21 protein-coding genes are annotated in these 16,767 nt (G+C 43.2%); 14 read left to right on the top strand and 7 right to left on the bottom strand.

Annotated elements, in window-relative coordinates; genetic code table 11:
• Nucleotides 1-102: 102 nt before the first annotated feature.
• The 5 genes from kdsB to ICN21_RS05805 are packed head-to-tail and all read right to left on the bottom strand — an operon-like array spanning nt 103 to nt 3,306.
• Nucleotides 103-864: a 3-deoxy-manno-octulosonate cytidylyltransferase gene (gene kdsB, locus ICN21_RS05785; protein ID WP_216177438.1), complete on the bottom strand. Its 762-nt coding sequence runs from the start codon at nt 862-864 to the stop codon at nt 103-105.
• Nucleotides 865-874: 10 nt separating this feature from the next.
• Nucleotides 875-1,054, bottom strand: a complete 180-nt coding sequence (locus tag ICN21_RS05790) for a Trm112 family protein (protein ID WP_216177440.1) — start codon at nt 1,052-1,054, stop codon at nt 875-877.
• Between the two features lie 57 nt (nt 1,055-1,111).
• A complete protein-coding gene (lpxK, locus tag ICN21_RS05795) occupies nt 1,112-2,197 on the bottom strand; it encodes a tetraacyldisaccharide 4'-kinase (protein WP_216177442.1) in 1,086 nt (361 codons plus the stop codon).
• Between the two features lie 15 nt (nt 2,198-2,212).
• A complete protein-coding gene (locus ICN21_RS05800) occupies nt 2,213-2,674 on the bottom strand; it encodes a biopolymer transporter ExbD (protein WP_216177443.1) in 462 nt (153 codons plus the stop codon).
• Entirely contained in the window at nt 2,674-3,306 is a 633-nt protein-coding gene (locus tag ICN21_RS05805; protein ID WP_216177444.1) for a MotA/TolQ/ExbB proton channel family protein, read from the bottom strand. The genes ICN21_RS05800 and ICN21_RS05805 overlap by 1 nt, the downstream gene beginning before the upstream one ends.
• A 313-nt stretch (nt 3,307-3,619) precedes the next feature.
• On the opposite strand from ICN21_RS05805, the gene xseA reads away from it, so the two are divergent.
• Nucleotides 3,620-4,834 (top strand): exodeoxyribonuclease VII large subunit, encoded by a 1,215-nt coding sequence (xseA, locus tag ICN21_RS05810; protein ID WP_216177445.1) that lies wholly within the window; start codon nt 3,620-3,622, stop codon nt 4,832-4,834.
• A gap of 18 nt (nt 4,835-4,852) precedes the next feature.
• On the opposite strand, the gene murB is transcribed toward xseA, so the two are convergent.
• Nucleotides 4,853-5,890, bottom strand: coding sequence for a UDP-N-acetylmuramate dehydrogenase (gene murB / locus ICN21_RS05815; RefSeq protein ID WP_216177447.1), 1,038 nt, complete (start codon nt 5,888-5,890; stop codon nt 4,853-4,855).
• A 79-nt stretch (nt 5,891-5,969) separates the two neighbouring features.
• On the opposite strand from murB, the gene ICN21_RS05820 reads away from it, so the two are divergent.
• From ICN21_RS05820 to ICN21_RS05855, 8 genes are all read left to right on the top strand, one after another.
• Entirely contained in the window at nt 5,970-6,455 is a 486-nt protein-coding gene (locus tag ICN21_RS05820) for a YajQ family cyclic di-GMP-binding protein (RefSeq protein ID WP_068947903.1), read from the top strand.
• Between the two features lie 70 nt (nt 6,456-6,525).
• Nucleotides 6,526-6,825, top strand: coding sequence for a BrnT family toxin (locus ICN21_RS05825; protein WP_216177449.1), 300 nt, complete (start codon nt 6,526-6,528; stop codon nt 6,823-6,825).
• Nucleotides 6,812-7,084 carry a type II toxin-antitoxin system BrnA family antitoxin gene (gene brnA / locus ICN21_RS05830; protein WP_216177451.1) on the top strand — a complete coding sequence of 91 codons (273 nt, stop codon included), beginning with the start codon at nt 6,812-6,814 and terminating at the stop codon, nt 7,082-7,084. Before ICN21_RS05825 ends, brnA begins: the two co-directional genes overlap by 14 nt.
• Nucleotides 7,085-7,128: 44 nt before the next feature.
• Entirely contained in the window at nt 7,129-8,049 is a 921-nt protein-coding gene (xerD, locus tag ICN21_RS05835; protein ID WP_216177453.1) for a site-specific tyrosine recombinase XerD, read from the top strand.
• Nucleotides 8,050-8,080: 31 nt separating this feature from the next.
• Nucleotides 8,081-8,713, top strand: a complete 633-nt coding sequence (plsY, locus tag ICN21_RS05840; RefSeq protein ID WP_216177455.1) for a glycerol-3-phosphate 1-O-acyltransferase PlsY — start codon at nt 8,081-8,083, stop codon at nt 8,711-8,713.
• 28 nt (nt 8,714-8,741) lie between these two features.
• Complete coding sequence (locus ICN21_RS05845) at nt 8,742-9,113, top strand: MAPEG family protein (protein WP_216177457.1); 372 nt, start codon at nt 8,742-8,744, stop codon at nt 9,111-9,113.
• A gap of 16 nt (nt 9,114-9,129) precedes the next feature.
• Nucleotides 9,130-9,912 (top strand): GTP cyclohydrolase I, encoded by a 783-nt coding sequence (folE, locus tag ICN21_RS05850; protein WP_216177459.1) that lies wholly within the window; start codon nt 9,130-9,132, stop codon nt 9,910-9,912.
• 381 nt (nt 9,913-10,293) lie between these two features.
• Nucleotides 10,294-10,602, top strand: coding sequence for a high-potential iron-sulfur protein (locus ICN21_RS05855; RefSeq protein WP_216177461.1), 309 nt, complete (start codon nt 10,294-10,296; stop codon nt 10,600-10,602).
• 188 nt (nt 10,603-10,790) lie between these two features.
• Here ICN21_RS05855 and ICN21_RS05860 read toward each other — a convergent pair whose 3' ends face one another.
• Nucleotides 10,791-10,937 (bottom strand): hypothetical protein, encoded by a 147-nt coding sequence (locus ICN21_RS05860; protein ID WP_216177463.1) that lies wholly within the window; start codon nt 10,935-10,937, stop codon nt 10,791-10,793.
• Nucleotides 10,938-11,119: 182 nt separating this feature from the next.
• On the opposite strand from ICN21_RS05860, the gene ICN21_RS05865 reads away from it, so the two are divergent.
• Genes ICN21_RS05865 through ICN21_RS05885 form a run of 5 tightly spaced genes read left to right on the top strand, consistent with a single transcriptional unit; the run spans nt 11,120 to nt 16,767 of the window.
• Nucleotides 11,120-12,589 (top strand): mannose-1-phosphate guanylyltransferase/mannose-6-phosphate isomerase, encoded by a 1,470-nt coding sequence (locus ICN21_RS05865; protein ID WP_216177465.1) that lies wholly within the window; start codon nt 11,120-11,122, stop codon nt 12,587-12,589.
• A gap of 57 nt (nt 12,590-12,646) precedes the next feature.
• Nucleotides 12,647-13,774: a GDP-mannose 4,6-dehydratase gene (gene gmd / locus ICN21_RS05870; RefSeq protein ID WP_216177467.1), complete on the top strand. Its 1,128-nt coding sequence runs from the start codon at nt 12,647-12,649 to the stop codon at nt 13,772-13,774.
• Between the two features lie 24 nt (nt 13,775-13,798).
• Nucleotides 13,799-14,779 carry a GDP-L-fucose synthase gene (locus ICN21_RS05875; RefSeq protein ID WP_216177469.1) on the top strand — a complete coding sequence of 327 codons (981 nt, stop codon included), beginning with the start codon at nt 13,799-13,801 and terminating at the stop codon, nt 14,777-14,779.
• 42 nt (nt 14,780-14,821) lie between these two features.
• On the top strand, nt 14,822-15,694 hold the full coding sequence (locus ICN21_RS05880) for a phosphotransferase (RefSeq protein WP_216177471.1): 873 nt from the start codon (nt 14,822-14,824) through the stop codon (nt 15,692-15,694).
• 17 nt (nt 15,695-15,711) lie between these two features.
• Nucleotides 15,712-16,767: a hypothetical protein gene (locus ICN21_RS05885; protein ID WP_216177473.1), complete on the top strand. Its 1,056-nt coding sequence runs from the start codon at nt 15,712-15,714 to the stop codon at nt 16,765-16,767.

Genomic DNA, 16,767 nt, shown 5'->3' on the forward strand with positions numbered 1-16,767 from the left:
CTTTCCCCTTAGATGATCTGTAATTGTCCCGTATTTTGTCGGGATCTTTTGTATCTAATGCTTAGGATTATCCCCGAGAAACAGTAATCGACTCTTGAATTCTTAAGCCTTAGCTAGGAGGACTCTTGCTCGTTCTAGATCTTCAGGGGTATCCACGCCTGCTGGTGGGGCCTCAGTGGCAGTATGAACCGCAATTCGATAGCCATTCCAGAGGGCGCGAAGCTGCTCTAATGCCTCTGCTTGCTCTGGGGGCGCTGATTCAAGGCGCGTATAGGCCTGTAAAAAATCAGCGCGATAGGCGTAAATGCCCAAATGACGCAAGTGTTTGGTTGTTCCCGCTAACTGCGAATCTCGAACAAAGGGAATGGGTGCCCTTGAAAAGTAGAGTGCTTCCCCAGTGCGATTGAGAACTACTTTAACGACATTTGGATTTTGAATTTCAGCAACATCATGAATTGGAACAGCAACAGTGGAGATCGCGCATTCCGCATGATCAGCCAAAGTTTGCGCAACTTGATTAATGAGCTCTGGCGGTATGAGGGGTTCGTCACCTTGAACATTGACTACCAATGCATCATTAGGAAGTTTGAGTAATTGCACCACTTCTGCAAGACGATCAGTCCCCGTTGGGTGATTCGCACTCGTCAATAAACATTCGATATGATGCTCATTACATGCCACTTGAATCTCGGTCGAATCAGTCGCTACTACTACGCTATGCGCCAAAGATTTTTTGGCCTGCTCTGCAACTCGCACCACCATGGGTTTTCCGCCAATATCGGCAAGTGGTTTACGGGGCAAACGGGTAGAGCCTAACCTTGCAGGTATGACAACTAAAAAATCTGGAGTTTTAGAGTCACTCATGCTGATTTAATTAGAGAACTTCGTCAGCGTTTAAGCTGCGTGCTTCTTCAACCAACATCACTGGTACATCATCACGAATTGGATAGGCTAGACGATCCGCTTTGCATATCAGCTCATGTTTATCGATATCCAATTGCAGTTGGCTTTTGCACAAAGGGCAAACTAAGATATTGAGTAGGCGTTTATCCATAATGATTTAAATGAAGGGTATGAGAAAGGAGTGTAGCGCTTAATGTACTTACTGGACCTACAAATTGTATCGACGAGGATCTGGTCTTTGTAAAATGGATTGCAACCAGTCCATAAGATTATCAGGTAGATGGAGTGACAGCGGTATAACCCAAATACGCTCATCCTGGATAGCCGCACATTTAACTGCATCCTTCTCTGTAATGAGAATGCATTCTGTTTTGATGGCACTGAAAAAGTCTGGGCTGAAGGTGGCATGGTCTGGTAGTGGAATACATTTCCCGGTGATGCCATGCTTTACTAAGTCATCAAAAAATCGCTGTGGGTTACCAAGGCCTGCAAGTGCCGTAATATTCTTTGATAAGAATTGTTTAGCAATTTGCTCAAGCGACTGGGTATTCGAGACATTAATGAGTTGATAGGCTGTGCCCAAGCGACTGGCCAAATTGAAACATCGACGACCCAGAAAGTATTCATCAAGGATGCCACTTTTTTGATTCTTGGGGGTGCCGGTAAATAAAGTGGCATCACGCTCACGGGTAGCTGGTTCACGTAGTGGACCAGCGGGAAGTAGAAAGCGATTGCCCTCACCTCGATCATCACGTACTACGAGCTCTATATCGCGGCCACCTTCACGTGCAGGCCAACGAATCAAGCTACGATGTTGTAAACCATCATCGCTAATGATGACATTTACATCAGGGGAATGTTTGAGCAATGCCTTGATACTTTGCTGGCGCTTTGGAAAAACCCAGATCGGAAATTGGTCGCTAGTACGGTTTGCAATCAAGACTGGTTCATCACCAACTACAGCAGGATCAGAGTTGCTCTTCACATGCAGTGGCGTTGTCTGTACAGATGAGTCATAACCTCGACTAATGATTCCAGGCTTCCAGCCTAGTTGAGATAGTTGTTGCGCTAAGGCAATCACGATAGGAGTTTTGCCGGTGCCGCCCACCCGAATATTGCCAACAATGATGATGGGGACTGGAGCAGGTTCAGCCCTGCCAATATCTAAGTCATGAATTAACTTGCGAATGCGTAAGATCACGCTATATAGCCAAGAGAGTGGCCACAGCATAAGACTTGTTGGACCACGCCTTTCCCAAAACTTAGGGGCATTACGAAAAATAGATAACGCCATAGCTATTTTTTCTACTTACTTTTTTGTCTGACTGCTGAAAACGATGTTACTTAGATCGGCATCACGCGCCGCCTCTAGCGCTGTCATGACAGATTGATGAGGTGCTTTAGCGTCCGCATCGATATTAATCTGCAGATTATTGTTGGCTTGCTTATTTGCTTCAGTGCTTAACTGTATCAAGACATTGCTTAATTGAGATGGGTCTGTCAATTTGCCATTGATTGCAAAGCGGCCATCACGGCTGACTGCAATATGAACTTGTTTGCTCTCCACTTGGGTTTCATTGCCGCTTGCAGTTGGTAAAGTAATCGCCAACTCTTGATAACGCGTAAAAGTGGTAGAGATCATGAGAAAGATCAGGACCACCAGTAGCACATCGATAAAGGGAATCAGATTAATTTCTGGCTCAGTAGAAACTGATATCGCTCCTAGGGAAAATTGCTTTCCTGATTTTGAATAGGTGTCTAACCAACTCATTACGCAGATTCTGTTGGATACAGTTTTTTAAATAATTGGCGTGTGAACTCTTCGCATTCACGCTGACGTTGATTGGCGATTGCACGCAATGTTCGCCAGGCTGCCAGTGCAGGTATCGCAATCAATAAACCAAATGCAGTGTTATAGAGTGCCACGGAGATTCCATGTGCAAGCTGTTGGGGGCTGCCAGCACCATTGATAGCGCCTTGACTACCAAAGATTTCAATCATGCCCACCACGGTGCCAAATAAGCCTAATAAAGGGGCTATGGTGGCGATCGTTGCCAATGCTCCTAAATAGCGGTCAAACTTTAACCAAGTGGCTTGTGCAACCGCCTGTAGTTCTTCTAAGGTTGATTGAGTGTTATTGCCCGCAGATTTTTCGCGCAAGACGCAGGCAAGCAATGGACTTGCTGGGGATAACTGGGCTAACTGAGTGATTTGCTCACTCGCCAGTGTTTTATGGCTAACTACTTGATTGGCAAGGGTAAAAGCAGTTTCTAAGCACCCTTTTGGGAAAATATGAACCTGGCGCAGATACCAGCTCCGTTCTATAAGAATGGCCAGGCCAATAATAGAAATGATCAAAAGAGGCCAAATAGGCCAGCCAGCGGATAATAGGATGGAGTACATATGACCAGTACTTTAGCTGAATTAATAAGCCTCTTTCAGAAAGCTTGCCTGTGGATAACACTGTGCAAAACTTTTTTGTAAGGCTGCTCTAAGTCCTTGATTGATCTTCGGCTGGGTGTAATTCTCCTAAAAGTACTATGAGATGCCGGGGTAAATTAAGCTTATAAATCATATGCTTATCATTTAACTGTAGTATTTATGAGACGTTTCGGGTCAGTAATTACTTACTTATGCGCATTAAACAAGAGCCAGTAGGCTTCTGTGGATATTTATTACCGTCTAGGCCAGATAGCTTAGGGAGCGAAGAGAAAAAATGTCGGAAATATCAAGGGAAATTCTGTCTGTCGGCGATCTAAACCGCGCCATTGCTCAATCTCTAGAGGATCGCTTCGATACCGTTTGGGTTGCCGGGGAGATTTCCAACTTTAAGGCCTATGACAGTGGGCACTGGTATTTCTCATTAAAGGATGAAGAAGGTCAAATTCGCTGCGTGATGTTCCGTGGCCGCAATGGCCAAGTTGGCTTTATGCCGCAATCGGGAGATTTGGTGGAAGTCAGCGCCAGCTTAGGCATGTATGTTCCTAGAGGCGATATTCAACTGACGATCCAAACTTTACGGCTCGCTGGGATGGGCGGTTTGTATGAGGCATTTTTAAAGCTCAAAGCCAAACTCGCAAAAGAAGGTTTATTTGATGAGGATCGCAAACGAGAGATCCCAGCACACCCAAGAGTCATTGGCATTATTACTTCGCCACAAGCAGCCGCATTAAAAGATGTTCTAAGCACCTTGGCAAGACGCGCGCCGCATATTCCGATTGTGATTTACCCAACCTTGGTGCAGGGCGCTGATGCGTCTGCAGGAATGATTACTGCACTCAAGGCTGCTGAAAAAGAACAAGTAGTAGATGTAATCTTATTAGTGCGTGGCGGCGGTAGCATTGAAGACCTATGGGCATTTAATGATGAACAGTTAGCGTATGCAATAGCAGGCTCCTCCATTCCGGTGGTCAGCGGTGTTGGTCATGAAACAGATTTCACGATCGCGGACTTTGTGGCTGACCTTCGTGCACCAACCCCGACCGGGGCTGCTGAGCTGGCCGCTCCACGCAGAGATCAAATGCTTCAAGAGCTTGATGCCATCATGCAAGCCTTGTTACAACGCATCAATCAACGGGTAGAGCGTGAGGCACAAACATTAGATCAATTAGCGTTGAGATTAAGCCATGCATTGCCCAATCCTGATCGCATGCGAGAGCAAATGACAAGCTGGCAACAGCGCCTTAATCAAGCCTGGGCTGTACGCATGGAAAACTGGAAACGTAATCAAATGCACTATCAATCCCAGTTAGAAATGCTGAATCCTCAAAGAACTTTAGAGCGTGGTTATGCCGTTATCCTGAATGTCAATGAAGGTCTTTACGTAGCTCGTAAGCCCGGAGATCTCCACACTACAACCGAATATGAAATACGTTTAGCGGAGGGCGCGGCAGCAGTACAGTTTGAAAAAGTATCTCCTCTGAAAGATTAGATAAAACTCATAGAAGAATTAAAGGATATTGGGCTCAATATCGAGACTCACACCAAACTCTTTTTGAACTTTATCTTGAATGCATTTTGCAAACCTCAAAATATCTTGCGCTGTGCCATTACCGTGATTCACTAGTACTAAGGCTTGCTTTTCATATACGCCCACATTGCCCATGCGCTGCCCTTTAAAGCCACATTGATCAATGAGCCAGCCAGCAGCTAATTTGCGCTTACCCGTAGCATCAGGGTAGGAAACTAAGCCAGGATGTTTCTGAAGCAAAGTATCGTATTGCTTGCCAGGAACAATCGGGTTTTGAAAGAAGCTACCTGCATTACCAATCACCTTGGGGTCAGGCAACTTATGTGTGCGAATCTTACAAACCGCCAAAAAGATATCTTCTGGGCTTGGTGAAGATTGCCTAAAAAATTGCTTTGCCAAATCGGCATAATGAATGCGTGCTTGCCATTGCTTGGGGATTTTAAAAACGACCTTTGTCACAATATAGCGATGGGGATTTTTCTTGAAGTAGCTATCGCGATATGCGAACTGGCAGGCATCTTTTGTAAGCGTGACAAAGACATGGCTTTTAGAATCAAAAGCTTCAACAGAGTCAATGTACTCGCCAATCTCAACACCATAAGCACCAATGTTCTGAATGGGCGCTGCACCAACCGTGCCCGGAATGAGAGCTAAGTTTTCTAGCCCGGGCAAATCCTTGTCTAAGGTCCAAGCAACAAAGTCATGCCAATTCACTCCACCACCAACCGCTATCAGCGTTGAATCAGCATTAGAAGCAATAATTTCCTGGCCGACGATGTTCATTAGCAAGGTTACCCCAGGCAACACTTTCGGCAAAATGACATTGCTGCCACCACCCAATACACGCCAAGGCAATTTCTTCTGTGTTATTTGCTCAATTACCGCTGGAATTTGGTTTGCAGCAGTAATGTCGTAGGCTAATTCAGCGCTTGCATCAAACCCAAAGGTATTCCGATCCTGAAGACTGAGGTTTAGGCTCGATTTTGGACTGGCGGACGTATTTTGGTCAGAGTTCATGACACAATCTTATTCGAATGTTTGCTAAGTGCGCAGATAATTAAATATCTTACGTAATTGAATAAATAGGGAGTAAAAAATGCCTTCATTTGACGTGGTTTGCGAACCAGACATGGTTGAGCTGAAAAATGCGATTGAGCAATCCAATAAAGAGATTAGCAATCGCTTTGACTTTAAGGGTTCTGATAGTCGCGTTGAGCAAAAAGATGAAACTCTCATCTTATTTGGTGATGATGACTTTAAATTGGGTCAAGTACGGGATGTGCTCTTTGGCAAGATGGCTAAGCGCAATGTAGATGTGCGTTATCTGAAAGATGATAAAAAAGAGACTATTGGTAGCGATAAGCGTAAGCAAACCATGAAGATTCAAAAAGGCATCACTTCAGAGCTTGCTAAAAAAGTAGTCCGCATTATTAAAGATAGCAAAATCAAAGTGCAAGCGAGTATTCAGGGTGATGCGGTTCGTGTTACTGGTGCAAAGCGAGATGATCTGCAAGCAACAATGGCTCTACTTAAAAAAGACGTGACCGAAGCGCCATTGGGCTTTAATAATTTCCGTGACTAACGCTAGGCTGGCGAGCCTCTAAAGACCATTTGCTAGTTAAGTTAATGTATATTATGATAATATACATTCAATGATAGATCTTCATCAAATAGCGGGGTTTCAGTGGGATGCAGGAAATGCCTATAAGAGCCAAGATAAGCATGGAGTTACTCAGGTTGAAGCTGAAGAAATATTTTTTAATCAGCCTTTATTAATTTTGGGTGATGAAAAGCATAGCGAGGAAGAGCGGCGATATCTTGCACTTGGAGTCACTGGCGCAAAAGTGTCGTTATCTGTAGTGTTTACTTTGCGTAAAAAGGGAACCTTAATTAGAGTGGTTTCTGCAAGACTAATGAGCAAAAAAGAAAGGGCGTTTTATGAAAAAGCCTAATAAGATTATTCCTAAATTCAAGAACGAAAAAGAAGAGCGTGCTTTTTGGGAAAAAAATGATGTCTCAGATTATTTTGATCTGTCCAAGGCAACAAAAGTGACGATGCCAAATCTTAAGCCTTCAACGACCTCAATTTCTTTGCGCCTATCCCAGAGCGTTCTAGAGAATATTAAATTACAGGCAAATAAGTTGGATGTGCCTTATCAGTCCCTGATGAAAGTTTGGCTAGCTGAAAAGTTGGAAAAGGCTACTAAGTAATCGGGAGATGCCCCTTTGCTTTTTGCCAAAAAATCTCATCTACTATGACCCCTAAAGGTCAAATACACCCAGCAAGCGAAGAGGCGATCGAGCGCTTTTGTGATGCTTGCTGGCTAGAGGATGGTCTGGCAAAGAACAGTCTGTCTGCTTATAGAAGGGATTTGTTGCTATTAGCGCAATGGCTATATCAGCAATCTGGCGCTGATTTATACTCGGTTCAAGAAAAAGATCTCGCTGCCTACATAGCGCATCGTAGAGCAGACAAGGCAACTACCGCCAATCGACGACTTACGGTTTTCAAACGTTTTTATCGTCACGCCTTACGCATCAACTTAGTCAAGAGCGATCCATGTATTGGATTGCGCGCTGCAAAGCAAGCATTACGTTTTCCAAAGACGCTGAGCGAAGATCAGGTCACCGCTTTGCTTAATGCACCCGATATAGAAACTCCGCTGGGTGTACGTGATCGTACGATGCTCGAGTTAATGTATGCCAGTGGCCTGCGTGTTTCAGAGATTGTTTCTCTGAAAACGGTAGCCCTAGGCTTAAATGAGGGCGTAGTGCGAGTCGTTAACGGCAAAGGGGGCAAAGAGCGCTTGGTGCCATTTGGCGGTGAAGCAGGACAGTGGTTGAGGCGATATCTTGCTGATGCCCGCACGCTGCTTCTAGAAGGGAAAACAACGGATGCAGTTTTTGTGGGACGCCATACTGGCTCAGGTCTCACAAGACAGGCTTTCTGGGCAATCATTAAACGTTATGCCACAGTAGCCGATATTCCCGTAGCGCTATCTCCCCATACTCTTCGGCATGCTTTTGCAACCCATTTGCTAAATCATGGTGCTGATTTAAGGGTAGTTCAGTTGCTCTTGGGTCACGCAGACATATCTACCACGCAGATCTATACTCACGTCGCCAGAGAGCGGCTTAAATCAATTCATCAACACCATCATCCACGTGGCACATGAATGGAATACTAAAAGTGTTTAAGATGACGATATGATTTTCACTCTAGATATTTTGTTGATTCCACTTGCCTATATGATTGGCTCGATTTCATTTGCAGTAGTGGTGAGTAAGTGCATGAATTTGCCTAATCCTCACTCCTATGGCTCAGGTAATCCTGGAGCAACAAATGTGCTGCGTACAGGGAATAAATTGGCCGCAGCGCTCACTTTTTTGGGTGATGCGCTCAAGGGTTATTTTGCAGTCATGCTTGTGCGTGTTTTATTGGGAGATCAATCTCTCACTACCTCGCTCAGTTCTTGGGTTTTATGTGGTGTAGTTCTGGCAGTATTTTTGGGTCACTTGTTCCCCATCTTTCATGGGTTTAAAGGTGGTAAAGGCGTTGCTACTGCATGCGGTATTTTATTTGGTGTGAATGCTATTCTTGGTATCGCCACCTTAAGTACTTGGATAATTGTGGCTGCCTTCTTGCGATATTCCTCTTTAGCTGCTCTGGCTGCTGCAGTATTTGGCCCCATCTATTTTGTTTTTCTGTTTGGCTTTCAGCCCATGGGGATTGCACTCTTAACTGTTTGTTCGTTATTGATTTGGCGTCATCGTAGCAATATTCAAAATTTGCTCAATGGCACCGAAAGTCGTATTGGCTCTAAAAAGACTAAAAGCTAAAACTGCTTAAAAGAAAAGAAAAATCATTATGACAATCGCTTACGCCTGTATTCTATTTATGGGCTTGCTGCCTTATATTGCTGCAGGCATTGCCAAGAAAGGCTTTGAAGAGTACGACAACAGCATGCCTAGGCAATGGTTGGCCAAACAAACTGGTTTTAGAGCAAGGGCAAATGCCGCTCAAGCAAATCTCTTTGAGTCTTTGCCGCTCTTTTTTGCGGCAGTCATTATTGCCCATATACAGCACGCACCCCAGGAAAGAATTGATTTTCTTGCTATTGGTTTTGTCATTGCTCGTATTGCTTACCTCATTTGTTATATCGCTAATTGGCCCACTACTAGATCAATAGTTTGGTTGCTTGGTTTGATTTGCGTTATTACTATCTTTTGTCAGATCTAAATAAAATGCCACCACTATGACAGCTAAAAAAATATTTAACGCAGCACCGACTAAGACGACTGCAAAGAAATCTCTACCCCCTAAAGCTTCAGTAAAAAAAGCGATAAATAAAAAAGAGGATGTCGGGCTACCTCTCTCGGTAGTGATTCGACGTCGTATTGAGGCACAGAAAGCGCGTTTTCATGCCAATGACAATATTGCTGCTTTTATTAAACCTGGTGAATTAGATGCGCTAGTTGATGAGGTATCTGAAAAGATGCAAGCAGTATTAGAGAGTTTGGTGATTGATACTCGGAATGATCACAACACCAGAAACACTAGCCGTCGCGTTGCGAAGATGTATGTACAGGAAGTTTTTAATGGCCGCTATGTAGATCAGCCTGCCTTAACGAAATTTCCAAATGTGAGCCGCCTCAATGAACTCATGATCATTGGGCCGATAACAGTGCGTAGTGCATGCTCACACCACCTTTGCCCAATCATGGGTCGCATTTGGATTGGAGTTTTGCCAAGTAAAGAGTCGGCATTAATTGGTTTGTCTAAGTACTCAAGGCTCACTGAGTGGGTCATGTGCAGACCGCAAATTCAGGAAGAGGCAGTTGTCGAGTTAGCTGATATGCTTGAAAAAAAGATTAAGCCAATTGGTGTTGCGGTTGTTATGGAGGCAGATCACTTTTGCATGCAATGGCGCGGCGTCAAAGATCGCGACTCCAAGATGATTAATAGCGTTATGCGCGGTTCTTTCTTAAAGGATTCCAATTTACGGCGTGAGTTTTTGGCGCTGATTGATCGGAAATAATGTATTGAAAATGTGGAAGATCTGTTTACCCTTGGTTATGCCCCTCATTTGTTTAGTATCTTGTGCAGCCATACCTGAAACAAACCAAGATCGAGCTAAAAACAATCGGGCAACTTTTCGCAAGGATTTGATGGAGTGCAAAGAGGACTATCCCGAGGCTGGATCCGGAGTTCATATCCGTGAATGGGAGGGTTGCATGAAACTCAAAGGATGGCGGTAATCCTGGCTGAAGCCGCTTTATTTGCTGAGAATAATTCTCATCTATATTTGTATATAAATCAGTGAGTTATGAGTTCCATAGCAAGCTAAATTGATCTCCACTATGATCACTTCAGTTTTTACAGATTTTTATCGCTGATCGTTTTACTTTTTGGAGAACCCATGAAAAATAGTCGTCGCCAATTTATGATTTTGTCCGCTGCTGGTGCTTGCACTTTGGCGTTGAACGGTAAAGTTCAAGCCCAAGCGATGGTTGCAGAAACTGATCCACAAGCTGCTGCATTGGGTTACAAGGCTGATGCCTCCAAAGTGGACAAAACGAAGTATGCAAAGTACGCTGCTGGTCAAGCGTGCGGTAATTGTGCCCTGTATCAAGGTAAGCCAGACTCTGCTGCTGGTGGTTGCTCATTGTTCGCGGGCAAGCAAGTTGCTGCTAAAGGCTGGTGCTCTGCTTACGCTAAGAAGGCTTAATTAAGTACCTGTTTTAAGGCTGAAGCGCACTGTGTTTCGGTAATTAAAAAAGACTGCCTTAGGTAGTCTTTTTTATTTCGTCCAAAAGATTCCTGTGATTGTAGTTTCATCATGAAGGCTTATTGGAATACGCTAGCTAAGGTTTGCCCAATCTGTATAAACCTATCCCCCCAAAACTCTAAATATATTTATTTAAATTTAGTGGCAGCAATTGAAGCAATACAGTCATTGATGCCGTAATTCTGATACTTACCAATATTTTCTTTTTTTAAGGATTGGGCACACTCATTTACTGAGTTACGAATATGAATTTTTGGGGGACTGATAGCTGTCACTATGGCTCCTATCGTTTGGTTATTAATCTTGTTTAAACTGCTATAGCGCTATCTAGCGCCTTTATTGGCTTCAAAGCCGATTTTATAAAAGATTATGACTTCCCATAAAGCGATAAAATCTACACTAATGATTTAAATGTCGCGTAATTGCACAATATATTCAAAAGGTTAGCTATTTGCCCATGACACAAGTTTTGCCCGTAATTCTCTGTGGGGGTTCTGGAACTCGTCTATGGCCGCTTTCCCGCTCAGGTTTCCCTAAGCAATTTTTAGTTCTCTCCGGTGATGGCGCAAATGAAAGCCTTTTTCAGCAGGCCATCACACGCATTCATTCTATAGCGGGCAAAGATATTTCATTGGGCAAAACAATCATTGTTACCAATGAAGAGCATCGTTTTTTAGCCCTGGACCAACTGCGTGAGTTGAAAAATATTTCCGCCACACTCTTGCTTGAACCTTCGGGTCGCAATACTGCGCCAGCATTAACTCTTGCAGCACTTTATGCGCGGGAGCAAGGTGATGACCCAATTCTTGTGGTTACCCCTGCAGACCAAACGGTTAAAAATCTAACCGCGTTTACTGATGCGTTGTCTCGGGCAGTTGCCATTGCAGGTGACGGAGCAATAGCTATTTTAGGTATTACTCCTAGCGCTCCTGAGACTGGTTATGGGTATATCAAAGTTCAATCCGATGAAAGCGAAAAGCAATTCTCAGAATATATTGTGGAGCGCTTTGTTGAAAAGCCAAACGAACAGACTGCAACAAACTATTTGGCTGAAGGCGGGTATTTTTGGAACGGCGGTATGTTTGTTGTAAAAGCAAGTGTATGGCTAGCTGCTCTAGGGGCATATCGACCAGATATCTTATTAGCTACCCAAAAATCATGGGGTGCTAGATCAAGCGATTCCTCTGGCGATGCAGTCTTTATTCGCCCTGAGAAGGATATTTTCAATGCCATCCCGGCCGAGTCTATTGACTATGCAGTGATTGAAAAATGCCCCCACTCAAGTTTTCCGATCAAGATGGTGGAGCTTGATGCTGGTTGGAATGATCTGGGTGCCTGGGATGCAGTCTGGCAAGTAGGTAAACAAGATGAGCAAGGCAATGTGACTCATGGCGATATCTTGCTAACGAATTCTAAAAACTCACTAGTTCACGCGAACAATCGTTTAGTGAGCGTTGTTGGTGTTGAAAATTTAATCATTATTGAAACCGCTGATGCAGTATTGGTGGCCGATCGTAAAAATAGTCAGGATGTTAAAGATATTGTTGGTCAATTGGCGGCACAAAAGCGTGAGGAGAAAAACCTTCACCGTAAGGTATCGCGCCCTTGGGGTTGGTACGATAGTGTCGATGAAGGTGAGCGCTTTAAGGTCAAACGTATTCAGGTAAAGCCTGGGGCTAGCCTATCCTTGCAAATGCATCATCATCGTGCTGAGCACTGGATTGTGGTTAAGGGTATTGCTGAAATAACTAACGGCGATCAAGTCATCACCCTGACTGAGAATCAGAGCACTTATATCGCTCAGGGGCAAAAGCATCGACTTTCTAATCCTGGTAGCACCCCGCTAGAGATTATTGAGGTGCAGTCAGGTAGTTATCTGGGTGAGGATGATATCGTTCGATTTGAAGATACCTACGGCAGAAGTTAATTTATAAAGCAACAACAGATATAAACAAAAGAAACATAAAAGTAGAGAGTTCAATTTATGAGCAAACAAAAAGTAGCCCTCATTACAGGTATTACCGGCCAAGATGGTTCTTATTTAGCAGAATTCCTATTGGAAAAGGGCTACATTGTTCACGGGATTAAGCGGCGCGCTTCTTCTTTTAATACCGAGCGCATTGATCACCTCTATCAAGATCCTCACGTTAACCATCCCGACTTAGTTTTGCATTATGGCGATTTAACGGATACCAGTAATTTAGTGCGCATTATTCAAGAGTGCCAGCCTGATGAAATTTATAACTTGGGCGCTCAGTCTCATGTTGCCGTTTCTTTTGAGTCTCCCGAGTACACGGCTGATGTTGATGCTATCGGCCCACTACGTATGCTAGAGGCCATTCGCATTCTGGGCTTAGAAAAGAAGACACGTTTTTATCAAGCATCCACTTCTGAGCTATACGGTTTGGTGCAGGAAATTCCTCAAAAAGAAACTACACCGTTTTATCCAAGAAGCCCTTATGCGGTGGCTAAACTTTACGCCTATTGGATTACAGTGAACTATCGCGAAGCTTATGGCATCTATGCCTGCAATGGCATTTTGTTTAATCATGAGTCTAAGCGTCGTGGGGAAACTTTTGTAACGCGTAAGGTAACCCGAGGTTTGGCAAATATTGCTCAAGGTTTGGAGAAATACCTTTTCATGGGCAATATCGATGCATTACGAGATTGGGGTCATGCTAAAGATTATGTGCGCATGCAATGGCTCATGCTTCAGCAAGATAAGCCTGAAGATTTCGTGATTGCTTCGGGAGTGCAATTTACTGTTCGCGAATTTATTATTCGCAGCGCTAAACAACTAGGCATCACCTTAAAGTTCGAGGGCGTAGCTGAAAATGAAAAAGCTATCGTAGCTTCTATTGAGGGCGATAAAGCGCTAGCCCTAAAAGTGGGCGATGTCATTGTTCAGATTGATCCACGCTACTACCGCCCCACCGAAGTTGAGACCCTATTAGGCGACCCAACTAAAGCTAAAGAAAAATTAGGTTGGGTTCCTGAAATTACCTTAGATCAAATGATCGTAGAAATGGTAGCTAGCGATCTTGAGAAAGCCAAACAGCATGCGCTACTGACAAAGCATGGCTACTCTGTATCCGTTGGCAAAGAAAACTAATTGCAAGGTAGGGCAAAGAAAAGCATGAGTTCAGATTTAGATCAAAAGAATCAAAAAATCTATGTAGCTGGTCATCGTGGAATGGTGGGGTCCGCGATTGTGCGCAATCTGGAATCTTTGGGGTATAAAAATATTATTGCTAGGACCCACGTAGAGTTAGATTTAACTGATCAAGGGGCGGTAAAACATTTTTTTGAGCAAGAAAAGCCCGATCAAGTTTACTTAGCTGCTGCTAAGGTGGGTGGGATACATGCTAACCATACCTATCCTGCAGAATTTATTTATAACAATCTGATGGTGCAGTCAAACGTTATTCATCAGGCGTTTTTAAGTGGCGTTAAGAGGTTGCTTTTTTTGGGATCTAGTTGCATCTACCCTAAATTAGCACAGCAGCCAATGTCTGAAGATTCTCTTTTGACCGGTAAGTTAGAGCCTACTAATGAGCCGTATGCAGTAGCAAAAATTGCCGGCATTAAGATGTGTGAAAGTTACAACCGTCAGTATGGATTGAGCCACCACATTGATTACCGTTCTGTTATGCCAACTAATTTATACGGGCCTGGTGATAACTATCATCCTGAGAATAGCCATGTGGTTCCAGCGCTCATTCGCAGATTTCATGAGGCAAAAATCACCAATGCTCCAGAGGTGCTGATATGGGGCACTGGTACCCCAAAAAGAGAATTCCTTTATGTAGATGACATGGCTGCCGCCTCAGTGTTTGTGATGCAGCTTGATAAAAAAATCTATGATCAACATATCGACCCAATGCAAAGTCATATTAATGTTGGTTTTGGCAGTGATGTGACCATTGCAGAATTGGCATCAGTTGTGGCTACAGCTACCGGGTACCAGGGTAAGATTGGCTTTGACTCTACTAAGCCCGATGGAGCGCCTAGAAAGTGGATGAATTCATCAAAACTCAATCGCTTGGGATGGGAGCCAAAAACCAATTTATTGGATGGTTTAAGGTCAGCTTATCAAGAGTTTCTATCTCGCACATGAGCCAATTGAGCCATTTGATTAAAGCACGCATGAGTAATTGATATGAATGCGATGCTTGATATGGCTAAGCACTATTTTTCTGTAAGAGGGCATTCAGATTTTCAGGTGGTGAGGATGCCAAGCGGGGATATCCAAAAGCTAGCCCATTCACACAATATGCAGCGCTTAAGGGCCCAGTGCGAAAAGCAAAAAAATTTTACGGTCGAGAACTCAAAATTTATTATTTGTCCTGTGCTCAATGAGTTTGAGATGGATGGGTCTTATGGATTTACGATGCCATTTTGTCGTGGCGAAGTAGCCCCCGAGTTTGTTGATAGAGCCAGCCCAAATAAAATACGTACTTTTATCCAGCAGTTAATTGCATTAGTGGAAAATTTTGTCGTCAACTCGGAGGTTCGGTCGGTTGATGCAAGTCAGATATTAAATAAAAGCCTCTCCGTGAAAGAGGCTGTGCAGCAAAATCCTCTTTCTCCTCAAGTATTAACCGATTTGATTGATGGCCATATCGAATCAATAAAAACTCAAAAAACTTTTGAGTTACCAATTGGTAAATGCCACGGCGATTTAACCCTGTCTAACATTATTTTTGATGATGCTAATGATCGTTACTTCTTAATTGACTTTTTGGATTCTTATTTGGAAAGTCCCATTCTAGATTTGGCGAAGATATCTCAAGAAACTCAATTGCTTTGGACTTCAAAATTAATGAGTCAGACGCATGATTCTACAAAATATAAGATTGCAATGGCCGCAATTGATGAAGAGGTTCAAAAGCACTTTTCAAAATACGAATGGTATAAAAATTATCAATCAATTTTTGAGTTTCAAAACTTGATTCGCGTTCTTCCATACGCTAGGGATCAGGACATTATTCAGGCGATAATAGATCGCCTTCGTGCTTTAATTAAGTCGTAATTATTCGGAGTATTTTGATGAAGCTAATTCTTCCTGTTGCCGGTTCTTCCACTCGATACCCTGGATTGCGCCCAAAGTGGTTATTAACCCACCCCAATGGAAACCTGATGTTTCATGAGGCAATATTGGGCTTGGACTTAGGCCAAACTAATGAAATTATTCTTGTGTGTCGCGAGGATCACTATGAGAAGTTTGAAGTTGAAGGGGTTGTTCGCCGTCAATTTGCAATATCTCCCATAAAAGTGCCTTATAGGATCATTCAGGTACCACCAACTCAGTCACAGCCTGAGACTGTATATGCAGGGATAAAAAAAGGACAGATAGCTGGACCAATTTACATTAAAGACTCAGATAACTACTTTACAGATGTAGTTAGACCTGGGAATAGAGTCGCATCAATTAATTTGAGCCAGCTTAGTTATGTAGACGCTGCCAATAAAAGTTATGTTGAATTGGATCCACAAGATCAAATTATCAATATCGTAGAAAAGCACGTAATCAGCAATACTTTTTGCGTTGGGGGCTACTCCTTTTTAGATTCCAAGCAATTTGCCCAGACATTTGAGGGTCTGGAAAATAACTCTAATCTTTATATTTCTCATATTATCTTCAAGCTATTGATGGACGGCGTCCCATTTGAAAATAGTAATGTTTCGGAATTTATAGATTGGGGTACCTTGAAAGAGTGGAATCGCTTTCGCAAGGAATATGCAACTCTGTTTATTGATATTGACGGCTGCATTGTAAAAAACTCCGGTCAATTTTTCAGTCCAACCTGGGGTGAAACTCAATCTATTCCCGAAAATGTCGAATATATCAATCGTTTATACGATAGTGGAAAAACACATATTGTGTTATCTACATCGCGATCACAGCTCTTTGCAGATGTAACACGTAAACAGCTTAATGGTATTGGCCTTCGATTTCATGACATTATTTTTAATTTGCCACATGCAAAACGAATCTTAATTAATGACTATAGCGGCTCTAATCCATATCCTTCGGCTATCGCAATCAATTTAGATCGAGATAGCCAAAAATTACCCCATCTTTTAGCATCGATATTTGAGTGA

The sequence above is a fragment of the Polynucleobacter sp. AP-Feld-500C-C5 genome, assembly GCF_018882265.1.
Taxonomy (GTDB): Bacteria; Pseudomonadota; Gammaproteobacteria; order Burkholderiales; family Burkholderiaceae; genus Polynucleobacter.